This window comes from Acidobacteriota bacterium, from assembly GCA_038040445.1.
GTDB lineage: Bacteria > Acidobacteriota > Blastocatellia > UBA7656 > UBA7656 > Onstottus_A > Onstottus_A frigus.
The window spans coordinates 87,611-108,476 of record JBBPIG010000019.1 but is presented as its reverse complement, the minus strand read 5'-3'; the positions used below and the strand labels follow the sequence as shown (position 1 = coordinate 108,476).

18 protein-coding genes and 2 pseudogenes are annotated in these 20,866 nt (G+C 56.1%); 10 read left to right on the top strand and 10 right to left on the bottom strand.

All coding sequences use genetic code 11. The annotated features are described in order from the left end of the window. Positions 1-162: 162 nt before the first annotated feature. Positions 163-375: a hypothetical protein gene (locus AABO57_19745; GenBank protein MEK6287958.1), complete on the top strand. Its 213-nt coding sequence runs from the start codon at positions 163-165 to the stop codon at positions 373-375. A gap of 40 nt (positions 376-415) precedes the next feature. Further along, a pseudogene (locus AABO57_19740) lies at positions 416-1,558 on the top strand (PDDEXK nuclease domain-containing protein). Here AABO57_19740 and AABO57_19735 read toward each other — a convergent pair. Next, a complete protein-coding gene (locus AABO57_19735; GenBank protein ID MEK6287957.1) occupies positions 1,514-1,975 on the bottom strand; it encodes a hypothetical protein in 462 nt (153 codons plus the stop codon). The pseudogene AABO57_19740 and the gene AABO57_19735 sit on opposite strands and share 45 nt — an antisense overlap. Before the next feature lie 311 nt (positions 1,976-2,286). On the opposite strand from AABO57_19735, the pseudogene AABO57_19730 reads away from it, so the two are divergent. Then, positions 2,287-3,304, top strand: a pseudogene (locus tag AABO57_19730) (virulence RhuM family protein). Positions 3,305-3,448: 144 nt separating this feature from the next. Here the strand turns inward: AABO57_19730 and AABO57_19725 are convergent. Then, positions 3,449-6,784 (bottom strand): S8 family serine peptidase, encoded by a 3,336-nt coding sequence (locus tag AABO57_19725; protein MEK6287956.1) that lies wholly within the window; start codon positions 6,782-6,784, stop codon positions 3,449-3,451. Between the two features lie 351 nt (positions 6,785-7,135). Here AABO57_19725 and AABO57_19720 point away from each other — a divergent pair, with 351 nt between their 5' ends. Continuing rightward, entirely contained in the window at positions 7,136-7,885 is a 750-nt protein-coding gene (locus tag AABO57_19720; GenBank protein ID MEK6287955.1) for a hypothetical protein, read from the top strand. Positions 7,886-8,358: 473 nt separating this feature from the next. Beyond that, positions 8,359-8,835, top strand: a complete 477-nt coding sequence (locus tag AABO57_19715) for a response regulator (GenBank protein MEK6287954.1) — start codon at positions 8,359-8,361, stop codon at positions 8,833-8,835. A 56-nt stretch (positions 8,836-8,891) separates the two neighbouring features. Here AABO57_19715 and AABO57_19710 read toward each other — a convergent pair whose 3' ends face one another. The 8 genes from AABO57_19710 to AABO57_19675 all read right to left on the bottom strand — a co-directional run bounded on the left by AABO57_19710 (position 8,892) and on the right by AABO57_19675 (position 16,833). Further along, a complete protein-coding gene (locus AABO57_19710) occupies positions 8,892-9,464 on the bottom strand; it encodes a hypothetical protein (GenBank protein MEK6287953.1) in 573 nt (190 codons plus the stop codon). A 51-nt stretch (positions 9,465-9,515) separates the two neighbouring features. Next, complete coding sequence (locus tag AABO57_19705) at positions 9,516-10,574, bottom strand: lysylphosphatidylglycerol synthase transmembrane domain-containing protein (protein MEK6287952.1); 1,059 nt, start codon at positions 10,572-10,574, stop codon at positions 9,516-9,518. Beyond that, positions 10,571-12,250, bottom strand: a complete 1,680-nt coding sequence (locus AABO57_19700) for a glycosyltransferase family 39 protein (protein ID MEK6287951.1) — start codon at positions 12,248-12,250, stop codon at positions 10,571-10,573. Before AABO57_19700 ends, AABO57_19705 begins: the two co-directional genes overlap by 4 nt. A 159-nt stretch (positions 12,251-12,409) precedes the next feature. Further along, positions 12,410-14,044: a PDZ domain-containing protein gene (locus AABO57_19695; protein MEK6287950.1), complete on the bottom strand. Its 1,635-nt coding sequence runs from the start codon at positions 14,042-14,044 to the stop codon at positions 12,410-12,412. 27 nt (positions 14,045-14,071) lie between these two features. Further along, on the bottom strand, positions 14,072-14,776 hold the full coding sequence (locus AABO57_19690; GenBank protein ID MEK6287949.1) for a hypothetical protein: 705 nt from the start codon (positions 14,774-14,776) through the stop codon (positions 14,072-14,074). 14 nt (positions 14,777-14,790) lie between these two features. Next, positions 14,791-15,420 (bottom strand): sigma-70 family RNA polymerase sigma factor, encoded by a 630-nt coding sequence (locus AABO57_19685; GenBank protein ID MEK6287948.1) that lies wholly within the window; start codon positions 15,418-15,420, stop codon positions 14,791-14,793. A gap of 169 nt (positions 15,421-15,589) precedes the next feature. Continuing rightward, positions 15,590-16,273 (bottom strand): hypothetical protein, encoded by a 684-nt coding sequence (locus AABO57_19680; protein ID MEK6287947.1) that lies wholly within the window; start codon positions 16,271-16,273, stop codon positions 15,590-15,592. Further along, positions 16,270-16,833: a helix-turn-helix transcriptional regulator gene (locus AABO57_19675; protein MEK6287946.1), complete on the bottom strand. Its 564-nt coding sequence runs from the start codon at positions 16,831-16,833 to the stop codon at positions 16,270-16,272. Before AABO57_19675 ends, AABO57_19680 begins: the two co-directional genes overlap by 4 nt. A gap of 626 nt (positions 16,834-17,459) precedes the next feature. On the opposite strand from AABO57_19675, the gene AABO57_19670 reads away from it, so the two are divergent. The 5 genes from AABO57_19670 to AABO57_19650 all read left to right on the top strand — a co-directional run bounded on the left by AABO57_19670 (position 17,460) and on the right by AABO57_19650 (position 20,845). Then, a complete protein-coding gene (locus tag AABO57_19670) occupies positions 17,460-17,972 on the top strand; it encodes a DUF177 domain-containing protein (protein ID MEK6287945.1) in 513 nt (170 codons plus the stop codon). A gap of 24 nt (positions 17,973-17,996) precedes the next feature. Beyond that, entirely contained in the window at positions 17,997-18,182 is a 186-nt protein-coding gene (gene rpmF / locus AABO57_19665; protein ID MEK6287944.1) for a 50S ribosomal protein L32, read from the top strand. A gap of 96 nt (positions 18,183-18,278) precedes the next feature. Continuing rightward, on the top strand, positions 18,279-19,334 hold the full coding sequence (gene plsX, locus AABO57_19660) for a phosphate acyltransferase PlsX (protein MEK6287943.1): 1,056 nt from the start codon (positions 18,279-18,281) through the stop codon (positions 19,332-19,334). A gap of 81 nt (positions 19,335-19,415) precedes the next feature. After that, positions 19,416-20,348: an ACP S-malonyltransferase gene (fabD, locus tag AABO57_19655; protein ID MEK6287942.1), complete on the top strand. Its 933-nt coding sequence runs from the start codon at positions 19,416-19,418 to the stop codon at positions 20,346-20,348. A gap of 254 nt (positions 20,349-20,602) precedes the next feature. After that, a complete protein-coding gene (locus AABO57_19650) occupies positions 20,603-20,845 on the top strand; it encodes an acyl carrier protein (protein MEK6287941.1) in 243 nt (80 codons plus the stop codon). Positions 20,846-20,866: the final 21 nt, after the last annotated feature.

The following is a 20,866-nucleotide window of genomic DNA, read 5'->3' as shown; positions in this document are numbered from 1 at the left end:
CACGTGCGTCAGCAGTGGGAGGTTTCACGTTGTAGCCTCACTGGATCTGACGGGGGCGAGGCTACCGGGAAGGCCACAACGTGAGCGACCCACTGCTGAGTTACCGCTTCCGAAGAGCTAGCAGTTCGTGGTAAAAACGTGACTAAGCCGAGGACGTAGACGATGTCGAGCCAAGCATTAGAGCACATCATCGAAGAAGTGAACACTTTGACGCCCGAGGAGCGGCGGCAACTCCTCGCGCACCTCGAGAGAGTCAATCGAACCGCTGACCTCAGACGCATTCAGGACAAGTACGCAGGAATGAAGACAAGCAGCGAAACTTTCGCTGCGCGCAAGGCGGAGGAGATTGAGATGGAAGGTCGACCGCGCCGATGATCTACATCCTCGATGCGTGCGCGATGCCTGGAATTGGTGTATGACGAAGAAGAAATCCCCAGGAGAATCCCGTGACCAGATTCTCCACGCAGTGCGTGGAGAATTCTACAAATCAATCGCGGACCTCCTGCGGACCGCCCGTTCCAATGCTTACCGCGCCGTCAACTTCGTCATGGTGGAAGCCTACTGGAATGTCGGGCGGATGATCGTAGAAGAGGAGCAGCAGGGTAAGGAACGGGCGGGCTATGGAGAAGCCCTGCTCCGGGGTCTGTCACAGCGCTTGAATGAGGATTTCGGGAAGGGCTTCGGTGTCTCCAACCTGTTCGCGTTCAGGCAGTTCTACCTTGCGATGCCAGTATTCCGCGCACTGCGCGGAATATCTTCCAACCACGAAGACCGCTCTCAGGGGCCGTCATTAATTCCCTCCGCACTGCGTAGAGAATTGACTTGGACACATTACCGCCTCTTGATCCGGGTCGAAAAACCCGAGGCCCGAGAATGGTACATGAACGAGGCCGCTGACCAGAACTGGAGCACGCGAGCACTGGAACGGCAGATCAACTCTCTCTATTACGAGCGCCTGCTGATCAGTCGAGACAAGGCGCCGGTCACGGAGGAGATGCGGAGAAGACCGAGTCCCTCGCGCCGCTCCCGGAGGACTTCATCAAAGACCCCTACGTCCTGGAGTTTCTCGGAATGCCGGATGCACACCAATTCCGCGAGGCCGACCTCGAACAGGCCATCATCGGAAAGCTCCAGGCCTTCATGCTCGAACTTGGCAAGGGCTTTGCGTTTGTAGCCCGTCAGCAGCGCATCAGCACCGAGACGAAGGATTTCTTCATCGATCTGGTCTTTTTACAACTTCATACTCAAATGCTTCTTACTGATCGACCTGAAAACCAGTGAGCTGACGCATGAGGACATCGGGAAAATGGATATGTACGTTCGGGTGTTCGAAGACACGGTGAAGGGCAAGGACGACAACCCCACCGTTGGTCTGATCCTCTGCACCGACAGAGATCATACGGTGGTCAAGTACTCGGTGCTGAACGAGAGTCACCAACTCTTCGCTTCCAAATACCGGCTGTATCTGCCAACCGAAGAAGAACTGCGCATAGAGATCGAACGGGAACGGGCATTAGCGGTGCGGGAACAGCGGGCGATGTACAAAACGGGTGGTTGAAGGACGAAACTGAAGAATCAACCTTTCTAGTTGCCGCGCACACTGCGCCACAAGAACAGCAACAGGAGTGCTCCCAGAACCGAAAAGCAACAACCCACTTGGACGGAAGGCGCCGGTCTCATTCTTCCAGATCAGGCTCGCTATGAATCTGCCAGCAACAGAGCCGGCGATTCCCAGGATGATGGTTATGATGATGCCCATCCGGTCTTTGCCGGGCATCAGCCGCCGCGCAAGCGCGCCGGCAATAAGCCCAATCACGATCGCGACAACCAGGGCGGGCCACTTCAACTTTTGGGTCGTGTCCCACCGCGAGAAGTCTTCGGTTCCGCTTGAAGCTCCCCTGTCTCTCGCACCCTGGAGCAGGAAGAAAGCGAGCTTGTTGCCCGCCAGCCAGGTGTTTGTTAGAAGGAGTAGCACTGTTAGAAACCCTCCAGAGTCAATTTAGGATGAATCACCATTCCGACAATGTGCATGAACTGTCTCTTCTCGCACTCTCTCGATTCCATCATTGAGGCTACCACCGATGCGCATGCCAAGAATCGAATGCTGGGTAAGTCCGGTTTACGCTTCATCATTGACGCTTTCAAGTTGACTTCGGCCTTGGCACGGTTGCTACTCACGCGATAATCTTAGCGACGCATGCTCGGGACGATGGGAGCCATCTGGCGAGAGAGAGAAGAAGAGAATCGCGCCGCCTCAGACCGATCGAACACAAAACCGACCAGACGATGAAGAACGAACCTCAATCCCCAGTGCTCCTCTATCAAGCGAGTGACGGAGCGACCCGGCTCGAAGTCCGCATGGAGGATGAGACGGTCTGGCTGTCGCAGAACCAGATGGCCGAGTTGTTTCAAACCTCCATTCCGAACGTAAGCATGCACATTCGGAATGTATTCGCGGAAGGCGAGTTGCAGCCGGCTTCAGTTGTTAAGGAATTCTTAATAGCTGCCGCCGATGGCAAGAACTACCAGACCAAGTTTTACAACTTGGACGTCATTATCTCCGTAGGCTACCGCGTGAAGTCGCATCGCGGTACCCAGTTTCGCATCTGGGCTACTCAAAGGCTTCGCGAATACATCGTCAAGGGATTTGCGCTGGATGACGAGCGGTTCAAGCGAGCTGGAGGCGGGAATTACTTCGAGGAGCTGCTCTCTCGCATCCGCGACATCAGGTCGACTGAGAAGGTTTCTGGCGTAAGGTGCTGCAAATTTACGCTACGAGTATTGACTACGACTCGCGCGAAGAGGCGTCGCAGCTTTTTTTCGCTACAGTGCAAAACAAGATGCACTGGGCGGCGCACGGACACACAGCGGCTGAGATTGTCCATCGTCGGGCCGACGCCACGAGCCAGAACATGGGATTGACGAGTTGGATCGGCTCTAAGCCGACCAAGTCAGAAGTCGCCATCGCGAAGAACTATTTGACTGCGAGGAACTCGAAGCGCTCAACCGCATCGTCAACGCCTATCTTGAATTCGCTGAACTCCAGGCGCTGAACCGCAAGCCGATGTACATGCGTGACTGGATCGCCAAGCTGGAGGATTTTCTGCGGCTCGGTGATCGTGAGATCCTCACCCATGCCGGAACCATTTCCCACGAACGGGCTCTACGGAAGGCAGAGCTTGAGTTTGAGAAGTTCCGAGCCCGTCAGCTTGCCGAGTCCTCGCAAGTGGAAAAGGACTTCGACGAAGCGGTGAGAAAACTGCCCAAGCCAAGCAAACCACGGAAACCAAGGAAAGCCGACTGATGCCCATTTCCGAATTCGGTATTCATAAGCTGAATCGGCGTGGGAAGCCCCGTGAACTGGGCTAGCCTAATCCATCTCCACACGCAACCCAGGCGTAAACGCGCTGGGCTAGAGAAAAAAATTCGGTAGTCTGCCAGGTCTCGTTTATGAAGCCGGCTTCTTTCGTTTGAATTCGACTGCCGGAGATATCTGGCCAGTCCTTGGTATGTGGATCTCAAACTTCACCCACGTGCGATCAGGGATGCGCTTGGTCAGCTTCTTGTCGACGCTGGAGACCCGCTTGTACGCGCCGTTGCCGGTGAAATACCTGTCCTCGTATTGGAGCTTCCTTAACGCGATGTCGCCTACCCATATCTCGGTTTCACCGGGCCGGAAGTTCCTCCCAGCCAGTTCGACCGAAGGCTTGTCTCCTTCGGTGAAGGTCACGCCGTTGATTATCGGCATCGGCCAGATTTCGAAGTTGGCATTGGATCGCGCCGTCGCCGAATTGCCCGCGCCGTCGTAGATCGTGATTCGCACCTTTGCCTTGCCGACAAAAATGTCCGCCGGCACTTGCCAATCGTAACTCTGCAGGTCTCCGCTGCTGGGCGCCGTCATCGAGACCAAGTGCTGGAACGTGTTGCCGTTGTCTGTCGAGACATCTATCACTCGCGTAAGCACGCCAACGTTGTCGGATTCTCTCCACCTGATCGAGCTCGCCAAACCGCCGCCCACCGCGCCGCCGCCAAGGTGTGAAAGCAACGTCACGGCCGGAGGGGTCGTGTCAGGCGGGCCGTTCACTATCTCGAAGGGCGACGCATTGACGGACGAGACCGGAAGATTGACGCCATCAAGCGCGGTGACTCTGATCCTTGCCGATGTAGTCGGAAAGCCGGGGACTCGCCAGTCGAAGTTGCGAGCCTTGCCTTCAAGCGAGGCAATCTGATTGAAGGAAATGCCATCCGAAGAGAACTCGACTCGCTGGCTTTGAATTCCTTTGTCGTCGTTCGCGGTCCATTGAATTCGAATCGTGCTCCCGACGAGGAAGCGCTCGCCGCCGGCGGGAGCTGTCAGACTTACATTCGGAGGGAGATCGACCGGGCCGCTACCGCCGGTTGGCGATTGCGTGTTGTAGACAACCAGCGCGAAGTCTTGATCGGTGAGGTCGGTATTGCCGGGCACGCCGTCACCGGTGATGTTTGCCGCAACCACGCGAACGGTGAAATCCCCCGTCGCTCCAGTCGGGGCCCAGACGGCTTCGAGGTTGTTGAGGGGGTCAGGGCTGCTGCCTTCGACCGACACCTCGCCTGAAAACCGATTTCCGAGATAAGTCTTGCCCGCGATGTCTACTTGCAGATCGAGGTTGTTAACGACCGGATTAGCGGCAAGACTGCCAGGCGCGTCCGTCCACGCCAGCGTCACTCGGAACGGCTTGGTTGGATCGCCGACTCGTCCTCGCAGGGTGAATACCTGTCCGGTATTCGAGAGCATCTGGTCTTGATCGACAATTGTTCTTGGAACGCCGTCCATTGCGCGAGCGAGGCTCATGAGGCCCCAGCCTTGATTGCGGCCCGGCAAAGCGTCTCCGGCCATGAATCCCGTCAGGTAAGACGCCGAATTCGCGAGATAGGCCTTGATCAACGCGGGGCTGGGTCCGTGCCCCACCGACTGCTGGAATAGCTGGCGAATGATCGCCGCGCCGCCGGCTACGGCCGGGGCTGCGTGGCTGGTTCCCGAAGACCAGGTATAAAGCGACTGGTTAGCGGGAAAGCTATCTGAACACACACCGGCTCCGTTGTAGCCGCGCGCTTGAGACCTTGCACCCTGAACATGAGTTCCGGGCGCAACGATGTCGGGTTTGATGCGCCCGTCGGCCGTCGGCCCGCCTGAGGAAAAAGAGATCATCGAAGTGACGTCATCGGCGCCCAACGTGTCTATCCCGCAGCGATCGACTCCGGGCCTGAGATTTTCGCTGGCCCCGACGTCGATCAAGTTCTTTGCGCTGCCCGGCGAAGTCAGGTTGCCGCCCTGGCCTTTGTTGCCCGATGAGAAGACAATCGTCATCTCTTGATTAGCAGGAACCGCGGGCTGCGCGTCTCTCACCATAGAATCGTAGAGCTGACACTCCGCGGAATAGGCGTTGTTGTACGAGCCCCAACTGTTGCTCGAGATGCGAGCGCCGTCGCGATACATCATCCCAACCATCGCTGCAAAGTCAGGATTGGTATAGTCGGGCGCGAAGATCTGCGAGACCCCGAGCCGCGCGAATGGATGAATGCCAAGACCGTACCTGTAGCCGTCGGCGTCGACATAGGGAACGCTCGAGTCAACGTTGTAGCCGCCCACGATCGATGCGTTGATGGTTCCGTGTCCGGTGGAGTCCAGAGGGATACCGCCTTCATCGAAGCTTCCGACATAGCGCGCGTAGGCGATCCGCGCCAACCCCGCGGAGTTCAAGAAGTCCTTGTGCAGCAATTGAGGATCAAGGGAACCCTGATCGATTCCGCTATCGGACACGTCTACTATGAAGTCGGGGGACGAGGTAATTCCTTTTGACTGAAGCCAGGCAAGATAACTCGACGCCGGCTCGACGCCGGTCAGCTTACCCGCGAGGATCAGACCCTGCTTCTCATCGTGCGGCACCGGCTCGATCCAGGGCTCGATCCAGACAACGTTGCTCATTCGCGCGATGTCCGGTAGCTGCCGCCGTCCAACCTTGATGCGAATGTTGGTGTAGTTCAGAACATTTTTGGGTTCATCGACGATTGAAGCTGACGAGCGAGAGATCAAGTCGTGAATCTCCTGAGATGTGGCACTGCTGGACACGAGCTGGACCGTGGAGGTGAGTTCTTCGTCTGAGTCGAGAGAGATTTCGGGCGCGATCTTGTAACCCGGTTTGTAGACACCGGTCCATTGCACAAATTTCCGGCCGTCCGACTGGAGGTTTTTGATCGACGACAATCCGTCGGCGGTCGCGCGAACGAGGTACGCATTGTTCGGAATGTAGGAGACGATTTCGGCAACCGATCTCATCTCGGCGACCCAATGCTTCTTGATCGGTCCGACAAACTGCACAAGATAGAGTTGCTCGCCTGCGGGGTCCGGTTCACCCAGAGAGCTCGCTTCGACGGTCTCGCCCTCAGTCGTGTCAAACGCGCCGGCGCGCAGCAACAGCACATTCATGTCGTCGCGTACACTCGAGCCGGAAACGGATTGACTGCTGACTTGATCGGCAGCGGCGCGAGGCGCGTTCAACAGCGTGAATGCGCCGTAGTCTTCGAGGATCGAACCGCCTTCGGAAAGGATTGCGTCGCGCAGCTCCGGCTCGTTGGCTTGAATTAGCACTTTGTGGGTCGATGAATGACCACGATAGGAAGCGTCGAAAACGGGACGATTGGTGCGTTGGGTTGACGAATCGGAGTGCGCGCCGAATCTCCCCGCGAACGTCAAAGCAAAGACGAAGAGTGCGATAGTAGTTATGCGAAGGAAGTGTCGAGCCATTGTCGCGTGCTCCAGGGTGCGCAGCCTCCGGTTCGATTCGGAAGGTTGGCGATGAACGAGAGACAAAAAAGACCGGCGATGCCCTAGTCCGAATGTGCGAGCCTTTGGTTGCGCTTGATGAGACTCAGACGGAAGGGGCAAAAACTGGTTGAAGATACGAAGGGGCAAGCGTGAAAGTGGGGCGCTAACTTGTTTCGATGGTACGGGAGGGCTAAAGGAGAGTCAATAGTTTTTGCCCGTCGCGCATTGACCGAAACGCCGGTCGAGGCCGTTGAGACTGCCGTCGGCGGATGTTATGGTTAGTCGGCGGCCATTTGTCGTATCGCCCGCGCGCATGGGATCCCAAAACCAATGACAAACTCGTTGTTGACCATTGCATCCTCAATATCGTCTCCGGTAGAGAAGCGGCTGTTTGCCGAATATGGGGCCGTATTCGCTACCACCGCAACGCCCCCGCCTGCGATCATCTTTGCTGAAGCCGGCCAGGTGGAAGCGTTTCAATCTTCATTAGTCTTGGGCCGAGGGTTCTTCGGCGAACATGAGATTTTGCTTCAGGCCGAAGCGCTCGATGCGCTGTCCGCCGCAGCGTCTGAAGCGGCCGTGCGAGGTGGCAGCATCACCGCACGGTCGGCGGACGCGGGAGGCCGGTCTTATGAGGACACGGTTAGCCTGTGGACGCGAAACGTGACGCGCGGACTCGAACACTGGCGGCGCATGGGACGAATAACTTTAGAACGGGAGCGATCCATTCTCGAGATGACTCCCGCCGAACAAGTAGCCGCGATTCTCAATCTTGAAGACACCGAGCAGCTCTTTTTCGGGACTTTCTTTGATAAGTCGATTCTCTATTCCGTGGCGGCCCCTGGCGCATCTCAGCACTTGTCGATGTTGGCATTTGACGTTGCCGAGTACGAGGATCGCGAGGTTGACGGCTTGCTCGGCCGCCACGGCTGGTACCGGACTGTTCCCAATGACCTGCCGCACTTCACTTACCTTGGGCACGACCAGGACGCGCTGGCGGATCTCGGGCTACAACGTATCGACCGTACTCATAGAGAGCGCGTGTACGGTTTTTGGACTCCCGATCTCGACCGGCTTTAGGACGCCGCTGATTGGATACCGTTCATTCGTGTCTCACCGCTGTGATATGAATGTGCCTGATTCGTCTAAGAGCGCAGGGAGGGATCCCGAGCCTTGGAGGGTTCAAACTTCGAGTAAGCAGTAGTTTTCTTAGGCAATATCTCAGATTGAGAACTTGGTGTAGAAAAACGTGCGAGCGTTCTAAGCTTTGGCACAAGGGTTGTTGTTGGCTACCGCGAGTTCGGATATTAAATCTCGAACACTCACAAGCGTCCACAGCTCGCACGCTCGCTTATTGAATAATTTTACAAAAGACGCGTGGCAGCTACAGACGGTTGTTTTAGGAGAGAGGAGGGAGAATTCGTTCTCCCTCCTCTTCGTTTATGCCGGGTAGTCGTTGCAGTGATCAGCCAGTCTGTCCCTTGCGTTGGGCTCGCGAGCAAGCTGATTAGCAGCAGCATCGTCGTCTGTTTGATCAGGCAGTGGAGCGAAAAATGCTAGCTAGAGCAGAAATGAGTGAAACGATCGAGCATCTCTATCGAAGGAAAGAGGATGGCGCAATGAAGAAGGCGGCGGGGATATCCAGACCGGGCAGGATTCTGGTGGTCGAGGATAACGCCGATTCGCGCGATCTTCTGAGCAAGCTGCTGAGCATGAGTGGGTACGAGGTTACGTCCGCGCCCGACGGGGAAAGCGGATATGCTGCGGCGCTCAAACAGCTCCCCGACCTGATCATCACCGACATCAACATGCCGCGAATGGATGGGATCGAGTTATTGAAGAAAGTCCGAGTCGACAAGCAGCTCACCGGAACAGCCGTTCTGGTGGTGACTGCGTTTGGGGGCGAGTCTGCGCGCGTAGCCATCGAGGCAGGAGCGGATGCAGCTACCGCGAAGCCTTTTGACTTTGACGGGTTTATCGACACGGTGAAGGCATTGATTTTCACGCGCCGGCAACCCGTCGGAGGCTGATGCCGTTATCTGGCGTGAAAGGTAGCCGGATCCCGTTGATTTGAAGGAAGCGTGTACTATTGCATGCCAGGTTTGATGCCTGCTTTGGCATTTTGCACCTGCGACAGGATTTTTAGAAGCAGCGCTGAAGGCTCTTTCTTGCTGCCCCGAATGATTTCTCCGGCTTCCGCGGTCAGCTTCCCGTGAAGAGTAATCAGCGAAACGTAGAAGCGGCTCTGGTTGCCCTTCTTCGACACATCGACAAACAAGGACCATTCATGCTGCTCCATTAGCCGTGTAATTATGGGCTCGCCGGACCCAACCTTTTCGTCTGTTAGCGCGAATGCCTTTGCAGCTTCCAGGACCGCTTCGAAGACATCGATCTGTTGAAGGGTGAATGAGCCTGACACTGTCTTGCCGTTCCCGTCCGACAGCAAAACGCTAAACAGTCGATTGTCGCCTTCAAAGGCAGCGATGTAGAAGCTGGGCCCGCGCGTCACTCTTTGCGCACTCTGCTCAGGTACTTGGTGTTCGTTCCGAGTGACTTCCTTCTTCCCGGTCTTAGCCCTTTCTTGTCCAAACCCGGTGCCCGATGCCAACACCGTGAACAACCCTAACGCAATAAGGCTTGTTATGAACTTCCTGTACATCCCGGTCCTCACGCTTCAATCCGGTTCTTGCCGGTTGGCTCGCATCGAGTTTCAGATCGTCGACGCCGGTTCTTCTTCGCGCGACTCATTGATCGGAGCGCCGACCTTGAGAGCTTCGCCAACGCCGTCGTTACTCAAGGGCCGATTCTGTTTATCCTGCCGGCCTTGCGCAAGATAGATGATCCCCCCTGGCAAACTTGTTACCACCATGACGCCCAGCCACAATAGAGACAGCGTTGCGGCCTCGTGCCCCTCGGCGCCGACAGACTTAAACAACAAGATGTAGGATGCCTCGCGCCACCCGGCCCCGTTAACCGACAGCGGTATCATTCCTATAAGCCCAATCGCCGGGATGAACACGAAGTAATCTATCCATCCGTGCTGAGTGCGCATTCCGATTGCGCCGGCCGCAAGCATGTTGACGACCGCGCAGCCGACTTGCACACCCAGCGACATCATCAGTGCAATAGTAGCGAGACCCCATTTTCCCCGGTATGAGTTGACTGATTCGAAGAGGTGCTCAACTCGTTCATCGGCTTTCTTCATCTTGAATACGCGGAGTAATCTGTGAAGCAGGTTGTAAGTCGGCCGATAAAAAAGCGCGAGGTTAACTAAGACGAAAGCGAGTCCGATCAAGGCGAAAATGGGAGCCAGCAGAACACCATTCCCCGGGGGCACCCTTGTCCCGCCCCAGGCCGCCGCCGCGAACGCAATCAATAGCAGTCCGCCCATCCCGATGTCGCGGTCGACGAAAACCGAGGCGGTAGACGCGCTTAGCCTGCCGGTCTCCTTATTGAGGTAGTAGACCTTGAAGAAGTCCCCGCCGATCGAGGATGGCAGGAAGAAGTTGAAATACATTCCCAGATAGAACAGACCGAGAATCCGCGGGAAACTGGTCTCGATGTTCACAGGCTTGAGCAGCAGGTACCATCTGTAAGCGCTCAGAGTCTGAACTGCGAAAAAGACTGCCACCGCCCCAAGGAAATAAGATACCTTCGCCTCTCTTAGGTTCGCCCATAGATCGTCGATCTTCACGACCCTGGTGAACAAGTACACCAATATGCCGAGGCTGACGAAAACCTTTAGCGCTACCAGGCCACCCTTCTTCATTGCGTGACGTTTGTTCCGCCTTTGTTGGATATTAGCACCACCTGAGGAAGCTCGACTCTATTAAGAATAGTTTTCAACTTTACTTGAAAGATCGGACGGCTGGCAAGCACGCGAGTTTGCGGGGGGAGCTGCGATTTTGTCGCTTCATACTCAACCGCGGTCATAATGCAAAAGACCTCCCTGCCGGAAGCGAACGCGGCTTCGATTTCAACTTGTTCGTAGTACTCGAAGATCGGCCTCCGGAGATAAAAGACCATACTCGGATAAGCCGTCCGGTAGTAGCCCACGAGCGCATCCGGGCGCGCCTCGGTGGCTATGGCTTCACAAAGTGAACGCACCGGCTTATAGCGCTCGAAATCCGGAAGCGTCCAAAGCACGAAGACCCAGTTGCACGCCGCTACAGACAGCGCTGTGGTGACGATGGCTGAACGCGTTTTTTTAAGCAGCGCCAAGCCCGTTGCCAACAGGCCGCCAAGAATCGCGGCGTAGCCGATAAAGTTCGCGCCGGCCATCTCGTAGGGTTGGGTCCCCTTACCAAACAAGTACAGGATGACAGCGCCCGCCGCCACGATGACTGCACCTAGCGCAACCGCGAGCCAGCGCATGAAACCGTTCTTCGGGTATCGTTCGCTGCCGAGGAAGCCCGCGAGCCAGCCTCCGACTAACGCGGCAGCCGCTGGATAGATCGGCAGGATGTACAAGTCCTCCTTGCTTCTCGAGAAGGAGAAGAACACCACGATCACGGCGATCCATATGACGAGCAGCGCTGATTTGGCCGGTGAAGCCGGCTGACCCTTGCCGCGCCAAACTTCCCGTGCGGCGAGCACCAGACCGGGAATCAGGAATAGCGACCACGGAAAAAGATCACCGATCATGACGGGGATGTAAAACAAGAAGCCCCGCCGAGGGCCCCAAACCGGCTGGGTGTATCGCGACAGATTGTCCTTGAGGATGAACGTCTCGATATGGGTCCAGCCGTGTTGATAGTAGATCGCGAGGTACCACGGCAAAACTATTGCCGCGACAATAATCAACCCCATCGGCAGCATCATCTCGCTAAGCCTGTTGAGTTGGCGATAAGCCGCCAGGTAGATAACAAGCGTCGCGGCGGGCAACGCGATCGCTACCGGGCCTTTGGTGATGACGCCGAGACCTAACGAGACGTACATCAGAACTAGATATAGCCGGCGCCTCACGGGTGTTCTCTCGGCGAGCATGAACAACAACAGCGCGAGAGCCATGAACGTTGCCAGGCTGACATCGATCATTATCCGCCTCGAAAACATCAGAAACCGCGGGGCTATCGCCATTGCGATCGCCGCTAAAAGGCCTGCGTCTACCGAGAACACTACGCGGCCCAATCCGTAGGCCGTGCCAATCATAGTCATCGCAGCCAGAGCGATGGCCAGCCGCTCGGCTGTTTCCGATACGCCGAGCAGCTTGTAAAAAGGGATGACCAGCCAGTAGCTAAGAGGCGGCTTGTTGAGACGAGCGTGAAAGTTAAACGCCGGGTTGACGTAGTCCCCAGACTCGATCATTTCGCGCGGCGTTTCGGCATAGAACGCTTCGTTAGAGTCCCACAAAGACGACGCACCTAGACGAATGAAATAGGGCGCTGCGGCGAGAGTCAGGACGACGATTAAGACCCACTGCGTGCGGGTTAAAGAAGTTTTCATTGGCGAGTGAAGGTAAGTATCACAGACACGAAGCAAAGGGCAAAGAGCGAAGGGCGAAAGGGCGAAGGGCGAAGGGGAAAGGGCAAAGGGCAAAGGGCGAAGAGCGAAGGGCAAGGAGCAAGGAGCAAAGAGACTCTTCGCCCTTTGCTCCTTGCTCTTCTACTGGAGATTGAGACTCACAATGATCGGCTCCTTGTTTCGCACCACCCTCAGTGTGATTGTCCCGTGCTGTGAGGAGAGAAGAACCTGGAGTTGAGCGGTGCCCAGCAGCACTCGCTCCTGTGTACCCACGATGACGTCGCCGGCTTTGAGTCCCGCGCGCTCTGCCGGGCTGCCTTTTGCAACGCTCGAGACAAGAACCCCTCCCCTCGCCTGCAGGATTGCGGCGAGCTGAGACGTCACATCGCGAGCAGTAAACCCGGCGGGAAAATCGAAGTCCGCAGTGAGCCTCTCGCCGGTCAGGTTGACATCGCCGTAATCCGGGCGAGAAGAAGGCTGCACTGGGCGAGGACGCGGATCGGTGTTGTCGAGCGCCCGGAGGTTGTCCTGGATCTGTCTGATCTCAAGCGCAAGCTCGCGCACTGCCTCGTTGGTCTCTCGCGTCGGCGGGCTCTTCTTATAGGCTCGGAAAATGTCTGCCAGTTCCTTGAGCCGCTTTTCCAGTTGAGCGCGCACGGAAAGCGCCGGCTCGAAGGTCTGATCGAATAGCGCCGCCAGATATCCCGGCTCGTTGTAGGGCCGCGGACCCAGCACTGCCTTGAGCTCTAACGGTTGATGATCTCTGATTGCTTGCAGCTTGACCGCCTGTCCGGCCGGCAACGATGACAGCGAGGCTTTGAGATCAGCCGTCCCCGCGATCTCAGAATCGTCCACTCGCGTGATGATGTCACTGAGCATGAGGCCGGCTTGCGCCGCCGCGCTTTCAGGCGTGATCTGCCGCACGATTACCCCTGCCTTGCGTTGCAGCCCCAACGCTCCGAAGTCGGCGTCCGAAAGCTGGGCCACGCTGTCGCCCATGATTCCGAGCCAGCCGGCGGGCACATTGTCTTTTTTCTCGAGCACCCGCTTCGCAACCGTATCGCGAATGAACTGGATCGGATAGAGGTACGCTCGCCCGTAGCCCGCGTATTGCGCGATCCCAATCAACTGATTTTCAGGCGTCACAACCACGCTGCTATCACTGCGAGCAAGCAAGTTGCCAGATAGCAACGTTAACGCGCCTCGCGCTTTCGAGTAGAGGCTGTCGACCCGAACCTGGCCTTGAGAGACGGTGATCGACGGCGCCAGGTAGACTTTGTCGGTGACCGACTTCGGCACGACGTCGCTGCTCAAAATCTTTACTGTTGCGCCGTTCAATAAACTGGCGGGGCCGGCAACGTTGGGCAGAGCGGTTTTTAGCAATGCTACCTCGAGCACCGCGAACCCAGTCGCGAAGTCAACCCCAATCAACTTCGCCGCCAATGTTGCTCCGTCACTGGTCGTGACTGCGAGCTTATGCTCCTTTTCCTGCGGGTCCAGATTGCTAAGCCGGGTGACGACGTGGCCCTGGTCGTCTACGACAATGCCGGTCGTGATGTTGTAAATGTAGCGCGGGGCGGTTCCAGCTACGCCAACCCTGAGCTTTTGTTGTTCGCGCATCAGATCGACCATTTTTTGAAGGTCGATCGTGTGAACAACAGACACCGCCCACTGCACACGCGACTCGTTCGCCGCTGTTTGCGGTGGCTGAGGCGATTGCGCTCGCGCCGCTGACGCGAGAATCAGAACTACGATTGCTGCTGCACTTCTACTCATGAAACCTAGTTTCCTCACAACGTTGATTCAAAATGAGGTGCCGATATCGCGCACGGCTCTCTGACCGGCGCGCACGAACAAGAGCGGCTGCGCTCCCACGCTCACCGTAGGCATCTGAACGTCCATATCTCCATTCTGCCCGCGTACCAAAACGACTCCGCCGTCTTCGGCTGTCACATAGGCGGACGGTGTGATCCTGCTGACCGCGACGTCGCCCCGTCGAGTTCTAACGTTTCCCCCCGGGCTCGCATAAGCGACTGTCTCCTCACGCCCGCCGTGATTGCTCAAATCGCGATTAGGACCCGTGTTGATTTCGGGCGGTGGCGCCGATGGGGGTAATGCTTTCTCGAGAGTTGGCGAGACGCCAGCGCCGTTTTGAGCTTGTTGTCCGCGGTTAGACTGGTCGGAGAACAGACCGGTGTACTGCGCTGCGAAGATCATGATTACCAGGCCGGCTGTTGCCGCGCCGAGCCTGAGCAAGCCTGGCGAACCAAGCCACCAAAACGAGCGTCGAGCCTTCACTTCAGCGAGCCGCGAATTGAGCATCGCGTCGAAATTTATCGGCGCGTTCACTCGAGCGCCCGATGCCACCAGCTCTCTTAGTGCTGTTCGCTCTCTCGCAAAGCGATCGCAGTCATCGCATTGGGCAATGTGCTCGGTCACCTCGAAGGAAAGCAGATTTGGTTTGTCCGCTTCGTCGATACGTTCCTTTATGTAGTTACAGCCCTTCATAGTTTTCACCTGTTTCACATGTAGGCGGTCAGTTTCTCCTTAAGAAGATTGCGCGCCCGGTTGATGCGTGACTTCACCGTACCCTCGGATAACTTCAACGTCTCGGCTATCTGGTCGTAGCTCAATCCTTCAACGTCGCGCAGGACGATGGCCGTCCGGTATTTCTGAGGCAAAGAAGTTATCGCGCGTGCGACTGCCCGGCGGCGTTCATTCGCAATCAGCGCTTCGTCCTGAAGCATGTTCAGATCAGGCGGATCGATCTCAATTGCTTCTCCGTCATCATTCGTAAAGGGTGAAAAGAGCGAGACCGTCTTCCGCCGTTTTCGCCTTCGAAGCTCGCTGATTGCCAGGTTCGTGGCAATGCGATAGATGTAGGTCGAGAAGCTGTAGTTCGCCTGGTAGCGCGATGCGCTCGTGTACACGCGTATGAAGGTTTCCTGCGCCAGCTCCACGGACCTGTCGTAATCGTCAAGCATCCGATAGACGAAATTGGTTATCGGGTTGCGGTACCGGCGCACGAGCTCCTGAAACGCGAGTTCATCGCCGTCGCGAATCGCGGCCAGCAGTTCGTGATCATTTGATGCTTCTACCGACCGGCTGCCGCTCAGTTCAATCGCTTGCGCCTGGTGAGTGACTGCTGCCATTCGGCCCGTGTCTTCCTTGGGGGTGTATTACGGCTCCATAATTATACCCAGAATGATCACGTCTGAGTAAGCGTAAAGTTCCGAAATGTTCGCATTAATAAGAGTTGAAGGCGTCAGTGCGGCTCGAAGGCAGCGTCTTTACAATGTGTGAGTGTCAGATCTAGCGACCTTAGTCTGCGGCAGCCATAAGCTCGATTTCTTCCAACAGCTTTATGTGATCTTGTGTCTGAACCGGGGCTGTACAGAAAAAGCGATTTGTATCAAAGGCGGCTCCGAGTTTTCTGTCTATGCCGAAGGACGATAGTTGATTTAAGGGCGCCGTAAGATATGTGCGGTCGTAGTTGAAGAAGAGCCCAGCGAAATCGATTTGTTGGTTAGAATTATAACTTCTGTTGAATACGTTTTGGAACATTCCAGAAAGGGCTTCAAGTTTGCGAATTAATTTCCCCATAGGCGCATCAAACTCCACTGTGATCTGACTCAAGAACACTAAGCTCTCAAAGAGAGTTGGTGTGACACGCCACCCCTGAGAACTGGCTCCCCAGTTAAGGAGGTCTTGCATGAACTCTTTAGCAACATCTGTGGGTGTGGCCCAACCCACAACCATCTCGCCCGTGATCACTAGCTTATCTATTGCTCCGTGGCTACCTGATTTAAGTTTGCCGACTTCAAAGACTAATCCATTCTCCCGTGTCGATTGGAGCCCTTCGGAGAAATCGGGCTCATCCGCAAACGAGTATCTTTCAGCTATCGCGTCGCAGATATCGCGCGGATCTACGCCTGTTAAGGGCAGTATCTCCGCAAAGGGAATTACAAGACCGGCCCTTGCGCTGTCGATACTAATTATCCTCATCCTACTTTCCCCATAAGGCCCACAGGTTCTGGAGCATCTCCCCCCATCGCGCCGTGGCCTCGCGTTGTGCCGCGCTTAGGCGCGCCCAGAAGCGTTTCTTCGCCTTGTTCCTGACGCACCAAGGGAAGTGTCGGGAATTCTAAGATGGTGGATATTGTCCGATTCCCAAATTCCTCTTGGAAACTCAGCACTAATCGTGCGTCATGTGATAAGCCGGGGATTCGCTGAGTCCTGCCTTCGGTCCAGTTAACTAAAAAGCTGAAGGGAACAAAGCGGACGAATAGAGCAACATCAAGAGCGGACGCTAACCGAAGAAGAGTTCTAAGGGTCAGCTTTCCGTAGTCGGGGTCTTCTATGCGAGACATGTTCGTCTGAGTTATGCCTGTCCGTTCCGCAAGCTCCTTTTGCGACCAGCCACGCTGCTCGCGCAAAGCTTGAGTCTGGAAAGGCAGGCTTGTCTGAATATGCTCGACAACAAAGAGATCCCTATACTCTTTGTCTTGCAGTTCTACTAGTAGCGTATCGTCGTTGCCGGCTAGAGTGTTGATTTCAGTATTCATAAATCTCCGACCGCCTCCTGTCTGCCAAGACTTTGATTCTCCGCCCATCCGCTACCTCTTCCGCCTGCCTGTTCTCAAACTTGTTACCCCGCTCTTTAACGCCGAGCAACAGCGTATATTCGCCTCCACTGGGTCCAAAGAAACCAATCGGCCTATGCTGAATCTTGTTGGCCTTGAACCTAATTTCGCCTATGTCAGAATACCCAGTCAATACGCGCTAGTGGGGCATCTTCCAGCCAAGACGCGGCGTTACTGCTAGCTCTTTGAGCATCTGTCGAAACTTGACCCTGCCCGCCACTTCCAACTCTTTCCTACACCACTCGGTAATACAGCGTCTTTTTCCTATCTCGGAGACGAACTCCCTAAAGAGCCACAGTTGCTGCGACCCTTGGTCAGAAACACTTTCGCCGAAACTCATCATAGCTCAATCGCGGCGCAGCATCAATTTTGAAGACGAGTAGGCTAATTCTCAGCAACGCAGAATTAAGACACTACCTGTTCGAAGCGTTAGTTGACAACCGAGTTGTCAACTATATAATGAATATCTTTTGCGCAAAGCAGAATTCTTGTGACTATGATAGTAAGGTCGGGTCGAGCGCGAGTCCTGGCTCGATCCAGATTCGGGGATGAACATCGTAGTAGCCCAGATAAGTGAGGATGAGGGACTCAGTGTCCACCATCGTTATCCGGCCGGGGAGCTTGGTCTGTCAGGCGAAGATGGTTATGCAATCGGGCAAACCGAGGTAAGCCTCCGGGCAAACCGCGACGCCAAAAAGGTGGCGCTGGTTGGCAGCGTAAGTGCTTTGGTGGAGTTCGAATGCGACCGGTGTCTCGCTACTTTGTCCGTGCCCGTAGTTGAATCGTTCGACCTTGTTTACGTGCCCCCCCACGGAACGGGAGAGGAACATGAGTTGGGTGAAGACGATCTCTCGCTTGGGTTCTATCAGGACGGGATCATTAGTGTCGATGATCTTACGCGAGAACAAATCGAGTTGGCTTTGCCGATGGCTCGTTTATGCACCGAAGAATGCCGCGGCCTGTGCCCTGAGTGCGGTGCGAATCTGAATCATGCCGAGTGTGCTTGCAACGGGGAAGTGGACACGCGTTGGGCTGCGCTCAAGGAATTGAAATCTAACTGAGTTGATAGAGTCAGGAGTACATTAATGCCAAATCCTAAACGAAAGCATTCAAAATCGCGTACCGGCAAGCGCAGGGCGCACGATCATCTAACGCCGGCCGCGGTGGGGAACTGTCCCCATTGCGGAGAGCCTCGCCCGCCGCACCGCGTGTGCCCCAAGTGTGGTTTCTATCGTGGGCGCATTGCCATCGAGATGAAAGAAGAAGAGTAAGAGAATCGCGGATCGATGATCGAGAATCGAGGATCGCGACTATTCATTTCGATCTTCAATCCTCGATCCTCAATCTTCGATCCCTTTTAGGTCTTTATGCTAAAGATCGCTGTGGACGCAATGGGTGGCGATTTCGCTCCAGCCAGCGAGGTCGAGGGCGCCATAGAAGCTGCGCGCGATCTCGGAGTCGGCGTCATCCTGGTCGGGCGATCCGAGCAGATTCAGGCTGAACTCGATAAGCATCGCAGGACTCGGACGCTGAGCGGCAGTCGCCGCTCCTGGCGGAGCTCGAGCATCGAGATCGTAGACGCGCAAGAGGTCATCACCATGGATGACCCGGTGGCGCTCGCAGTTCGACGCAAGAAGAACAGCTCAATTCGCGTAGCCGCCAAGCTGGTGCGCGACGGACAAGCTCAGGCACTTGTAAGCGCGGGCAACACCGGCGCGGTTATGATGACCTCGAAGCTGGTCATCGGCGCGCTTCCTAAGGTAGATCGCCCCGCTCTGGCGGCAGTGCTTCCCACTCTGACCGGACATGGAACGGTCATTCTCGACGTCGGCGCAAACGCGGAGTGCAAACCCGCCCACCTTTATGATTTTGGCGTGATGGGATCACTCTACTCGAGCGTCGTCGTCGGCGTGGCCAACCCGCGAGTTGGGTTGCTATCGATCGGTGAAGAAGAGATCAAGGGCAACGATCTGACTAAAGAAGCGTTCAAGCTGCTCAAGAACTCAACGCTTAACTTCGTAGGAAACGTAGAAGGACGCGACATGTACACGGGGCAGGTAGACGTGGTCGTCTGTGACGGCTTCACCGGCAACGTCGCGCTCAAGGTCAGCGAGGGTGTCTTCGAGTTCATAATGCGGCTGCTCAAGCACGAGCTTCAAGCTACCATTCAGACGAAGGCCGGCGCGATGCTGACGCGGCCCGCGTTTCAGAAATTCAAAGAGAAGCTGGACTATGCCGAGTACGGCGGAGCGCCGCTGTTGGGCATAAAGGGCGTCGCGGTCATATGTCATGGCCGATCGAACGCCAAGGCTATTCGTAATGCGATCGCTGTCGCGCGCACCTATTGCCTCGGCGAGGTCAACGGGAGAATTGAAGCTGAGTTGGGCGCGGCTATTGTGGCGAGCCGCGACGGACACCGTTAGACGGAAGTCCGTAGTCCGTAGTCACTGGCTATGGGTTCGATTTAACCACGGGCTACGGACCACGGACTACTGACCACTACTATGCGAACAGCCTTCATATTTCCAGGTCAGGGCTCGCAGCAAGTGGGAATGGGGACGGAACTGGCGGAGAAACAGCCGGTGGCCCGTCAGGTGTTCGAAGAAGCAGATCGCGCGCTCGGTATGAGATTGTCGAGCCTGTGCTTCGAAGGGCCCGATGAAGAGTTGAGGCTCACGGTAAACACTCAGCCGGCAATCCTGACTACGTCAATTGCGGTGCTGCGAGTTCTCGAAGCTCGAGGGGCGAAAGCCGACTTTGTCGCCGGCCATTCCCTTGGTGAGTACAGCGCGCTTGTGGCTGCGGGATCTTTGAAGTTTGATGACGCGTTAAGGGCAGTGCGAAAGCGTGGCCTGTATATGCAAGAGGCCGTGCCGCCTGGTGAGGGTGCGATGGCGGCGTTGATCGGCATAGGTATTGAAATCGTCCAGTCTATTTGCGTCGAAGCTTCAAGTCTGGGCGTTTGCGCGCCGGCGAATATCAACTCGCCGAATCAGACGGTGATCGGCGGACACAGACCGGCCGTCGAACGCGCGGTTGAGTTGGCGAAAGCTAAGGGCGCAAAGCGAGCGGTGATGCTTGCAGTCAGCGCGCCCTTTCACTGCGAGTTGATGAAGCCTGCCGCCGAAAGGCTCGAGGTGGTGTTCAACGAAACCGAGTTCGCTGATTTGCGGGTGCCGCTTGTAACAAACGTCGATGGGGCGCTTATAGCAACCGGCGTCCAAGCGCGAGACGCGCTGCTTCGACAGGTCGCATCGCCAGTCCGCTGGAGCGATTCCGTCAACCGGCTGCTCGATGAAGGCGTGACGCGGTTCATCGAGGTGGGACCGGGGAAGGTCCTTTCGGGGCTTGTCAGGCAGATCAACCGGCAGTGTCAGATACTGAACGTCGAGGACGCTCAGTCGCTCGACGCTACGGTGGCTGCTTTAGGACTCTGAAGTACCCTGGGAGCGCAGGCATCCCTGCCTGCCTCTTCTAGCGCAGCGCCAAGCAGGCAGGGGTGCCTGCGCTCCCAGGAATGAGGGGAAAGATGAAAGGTGAGCTTGGGCATTCCCGGTTCATCGTTCATAATCAACTTTGAAAACGATGCGATGTCCGACGAACTTCAGGTTGTCGCTGACTCGTTGATACGCCGCATTGAAACCACGACAAACTGAGGTTTGTCGGACATTTTGATAGGAGGGGCTACGAAATGGCTGAAGGTTCCGTTGAGGAGAGGGTGAAAACGATAATCGTCGATGAGCTCGGTGTTGACGAGGGCGAAGTGACTCCGAACGCGCGCTTCATTGATGATCTTGGCGCCGACTCGCTCGATACAGTTGAGCTGGTGATGAGGTTCGAGGAAGAGTTCAACATCGAGATTCCCGACGAAGACGCCGAGAAGATTCAAAGCGTGCGTGACGCGATCGACTACATAAGTAAGCATTCCAAGTAAGCCGAGCGTCGCTCGCTTCTA

Bases quoted from the DNA above. Each gene is read 5' to 3' on its own strand.
- AABO57_19745 (MEK6287958.1), top strand. From the start codon at position 163: ATGTCGAGCCAAGCATTAGAGCACATCATCGAAGAAGTGAACACTTTG.
- AABO57_19725 (MEK6287956.1), bottom strand. From the start codon at position 6,784: ATGGCTCGACACTTCCTTCGCATAACTACTATCGCACTCTTCGTCTTT.
- AABO57_19720 (MEK6287955.1), top strand. From the start codon at position 7,136: ATGACAAACTCGTTGTTGACCATTGCATCCTCAATATCGTCTCCGGTA.
- AABO57_19715 (MEK6287954.1), top strand. From the start codon at position 8,359: ATGCTAGCTAGAGCAGAAATGAGTGAAACGATCGAGCATCTCTATCGA.
- AABO57_19710 (MEK6287953.1), bottom strand. From the start codon at position 9,464: ATGTACAGGAAGTTCATAACAAGCCTTATTGCGTTAGGGTTGTTCACG.
- AABO57_19705 (MEK6287952.1), bottom strand. From the start codon at position 10,574: ATGAAGAAGGGTGGCCTGGTAGCGCTAAAGGTTTTCGTCAGCCTCGGC.
- AABO57_19700 (MEK6287951.1), bottom strand. From the start codon at position 12,250: ATGAAAACTTCTTTAACCCGCACGCAGTGGGTCTTAATCGTCGTCCTG.
- AABO57_19695 (MEK6287950.1), bottom strand. From the start codon at position 14,044: ATGAGTAGAAGTGCAGCAGCAATCGTAGTTCTGATTCTCGCGTCAGCG.
- AABO57_19690 (MEK6287949.1), bottom strand. From the start codon at position 14,776: ATGAAGGGCTGTAACTACATAAAGGAACGTATCGACGAAGCGGACAAA.
- AABO57_19685 (MEK6287948.1), bottom strand. From the start codon at position 15,420: ATGGCAGCAGTCACTCACCAGGCGCAAGCGATTGAACTGAGCGGCAGC.
- AABO57_19680 (MEK6287947.1), bottom strand. From the start codon at position 16,273: ATGAGGATAATTAGTATCGACAGCGCAAGGGCCGGTCTTGTAATTCCC.
- AABO57_19675 (MEK6287946.1), bottom strand. From the start codon at position 16,833: ATGAATACTGAAATCAACACTCTAGCCGGCAACGACGATACGCTACTA.
- AABO57_19670 (MEK6287945.1), top strand. From the start codon at position 17,460: ATGAACATCGTAGTAGCCCAGATAAGTGAGGATGAGGGACTCAGTGTC.
- rpmF (MEK6287944.1), top strand. From the start codon at position 17,997: ATGCCAAATCCTAAACGAAAGCATTCAAAATCGCGTACCGGCAAGCGC.
- plsX (MEK6287943.1), top strand. From the start codon at position 18,279: ATGCTAAAGATCGCTGTGGACGCAATGGGTGGCGATTTCGCTCCAGCC.
- fabD (MEK6287942.1), top strand. From the start codon at position 19,416: ATGCGAACAGCCTTCATATTTCCAGGTCAGGGCTCGCAGCAAGTGGGA.
- AABO57_19650 (MEK6287941.1), top strand. From the start codon at position 20,603: ATGGCTGAAGGTTCCGTTGAGGAGAGGGTGAAAACGATAATCGTCGAT.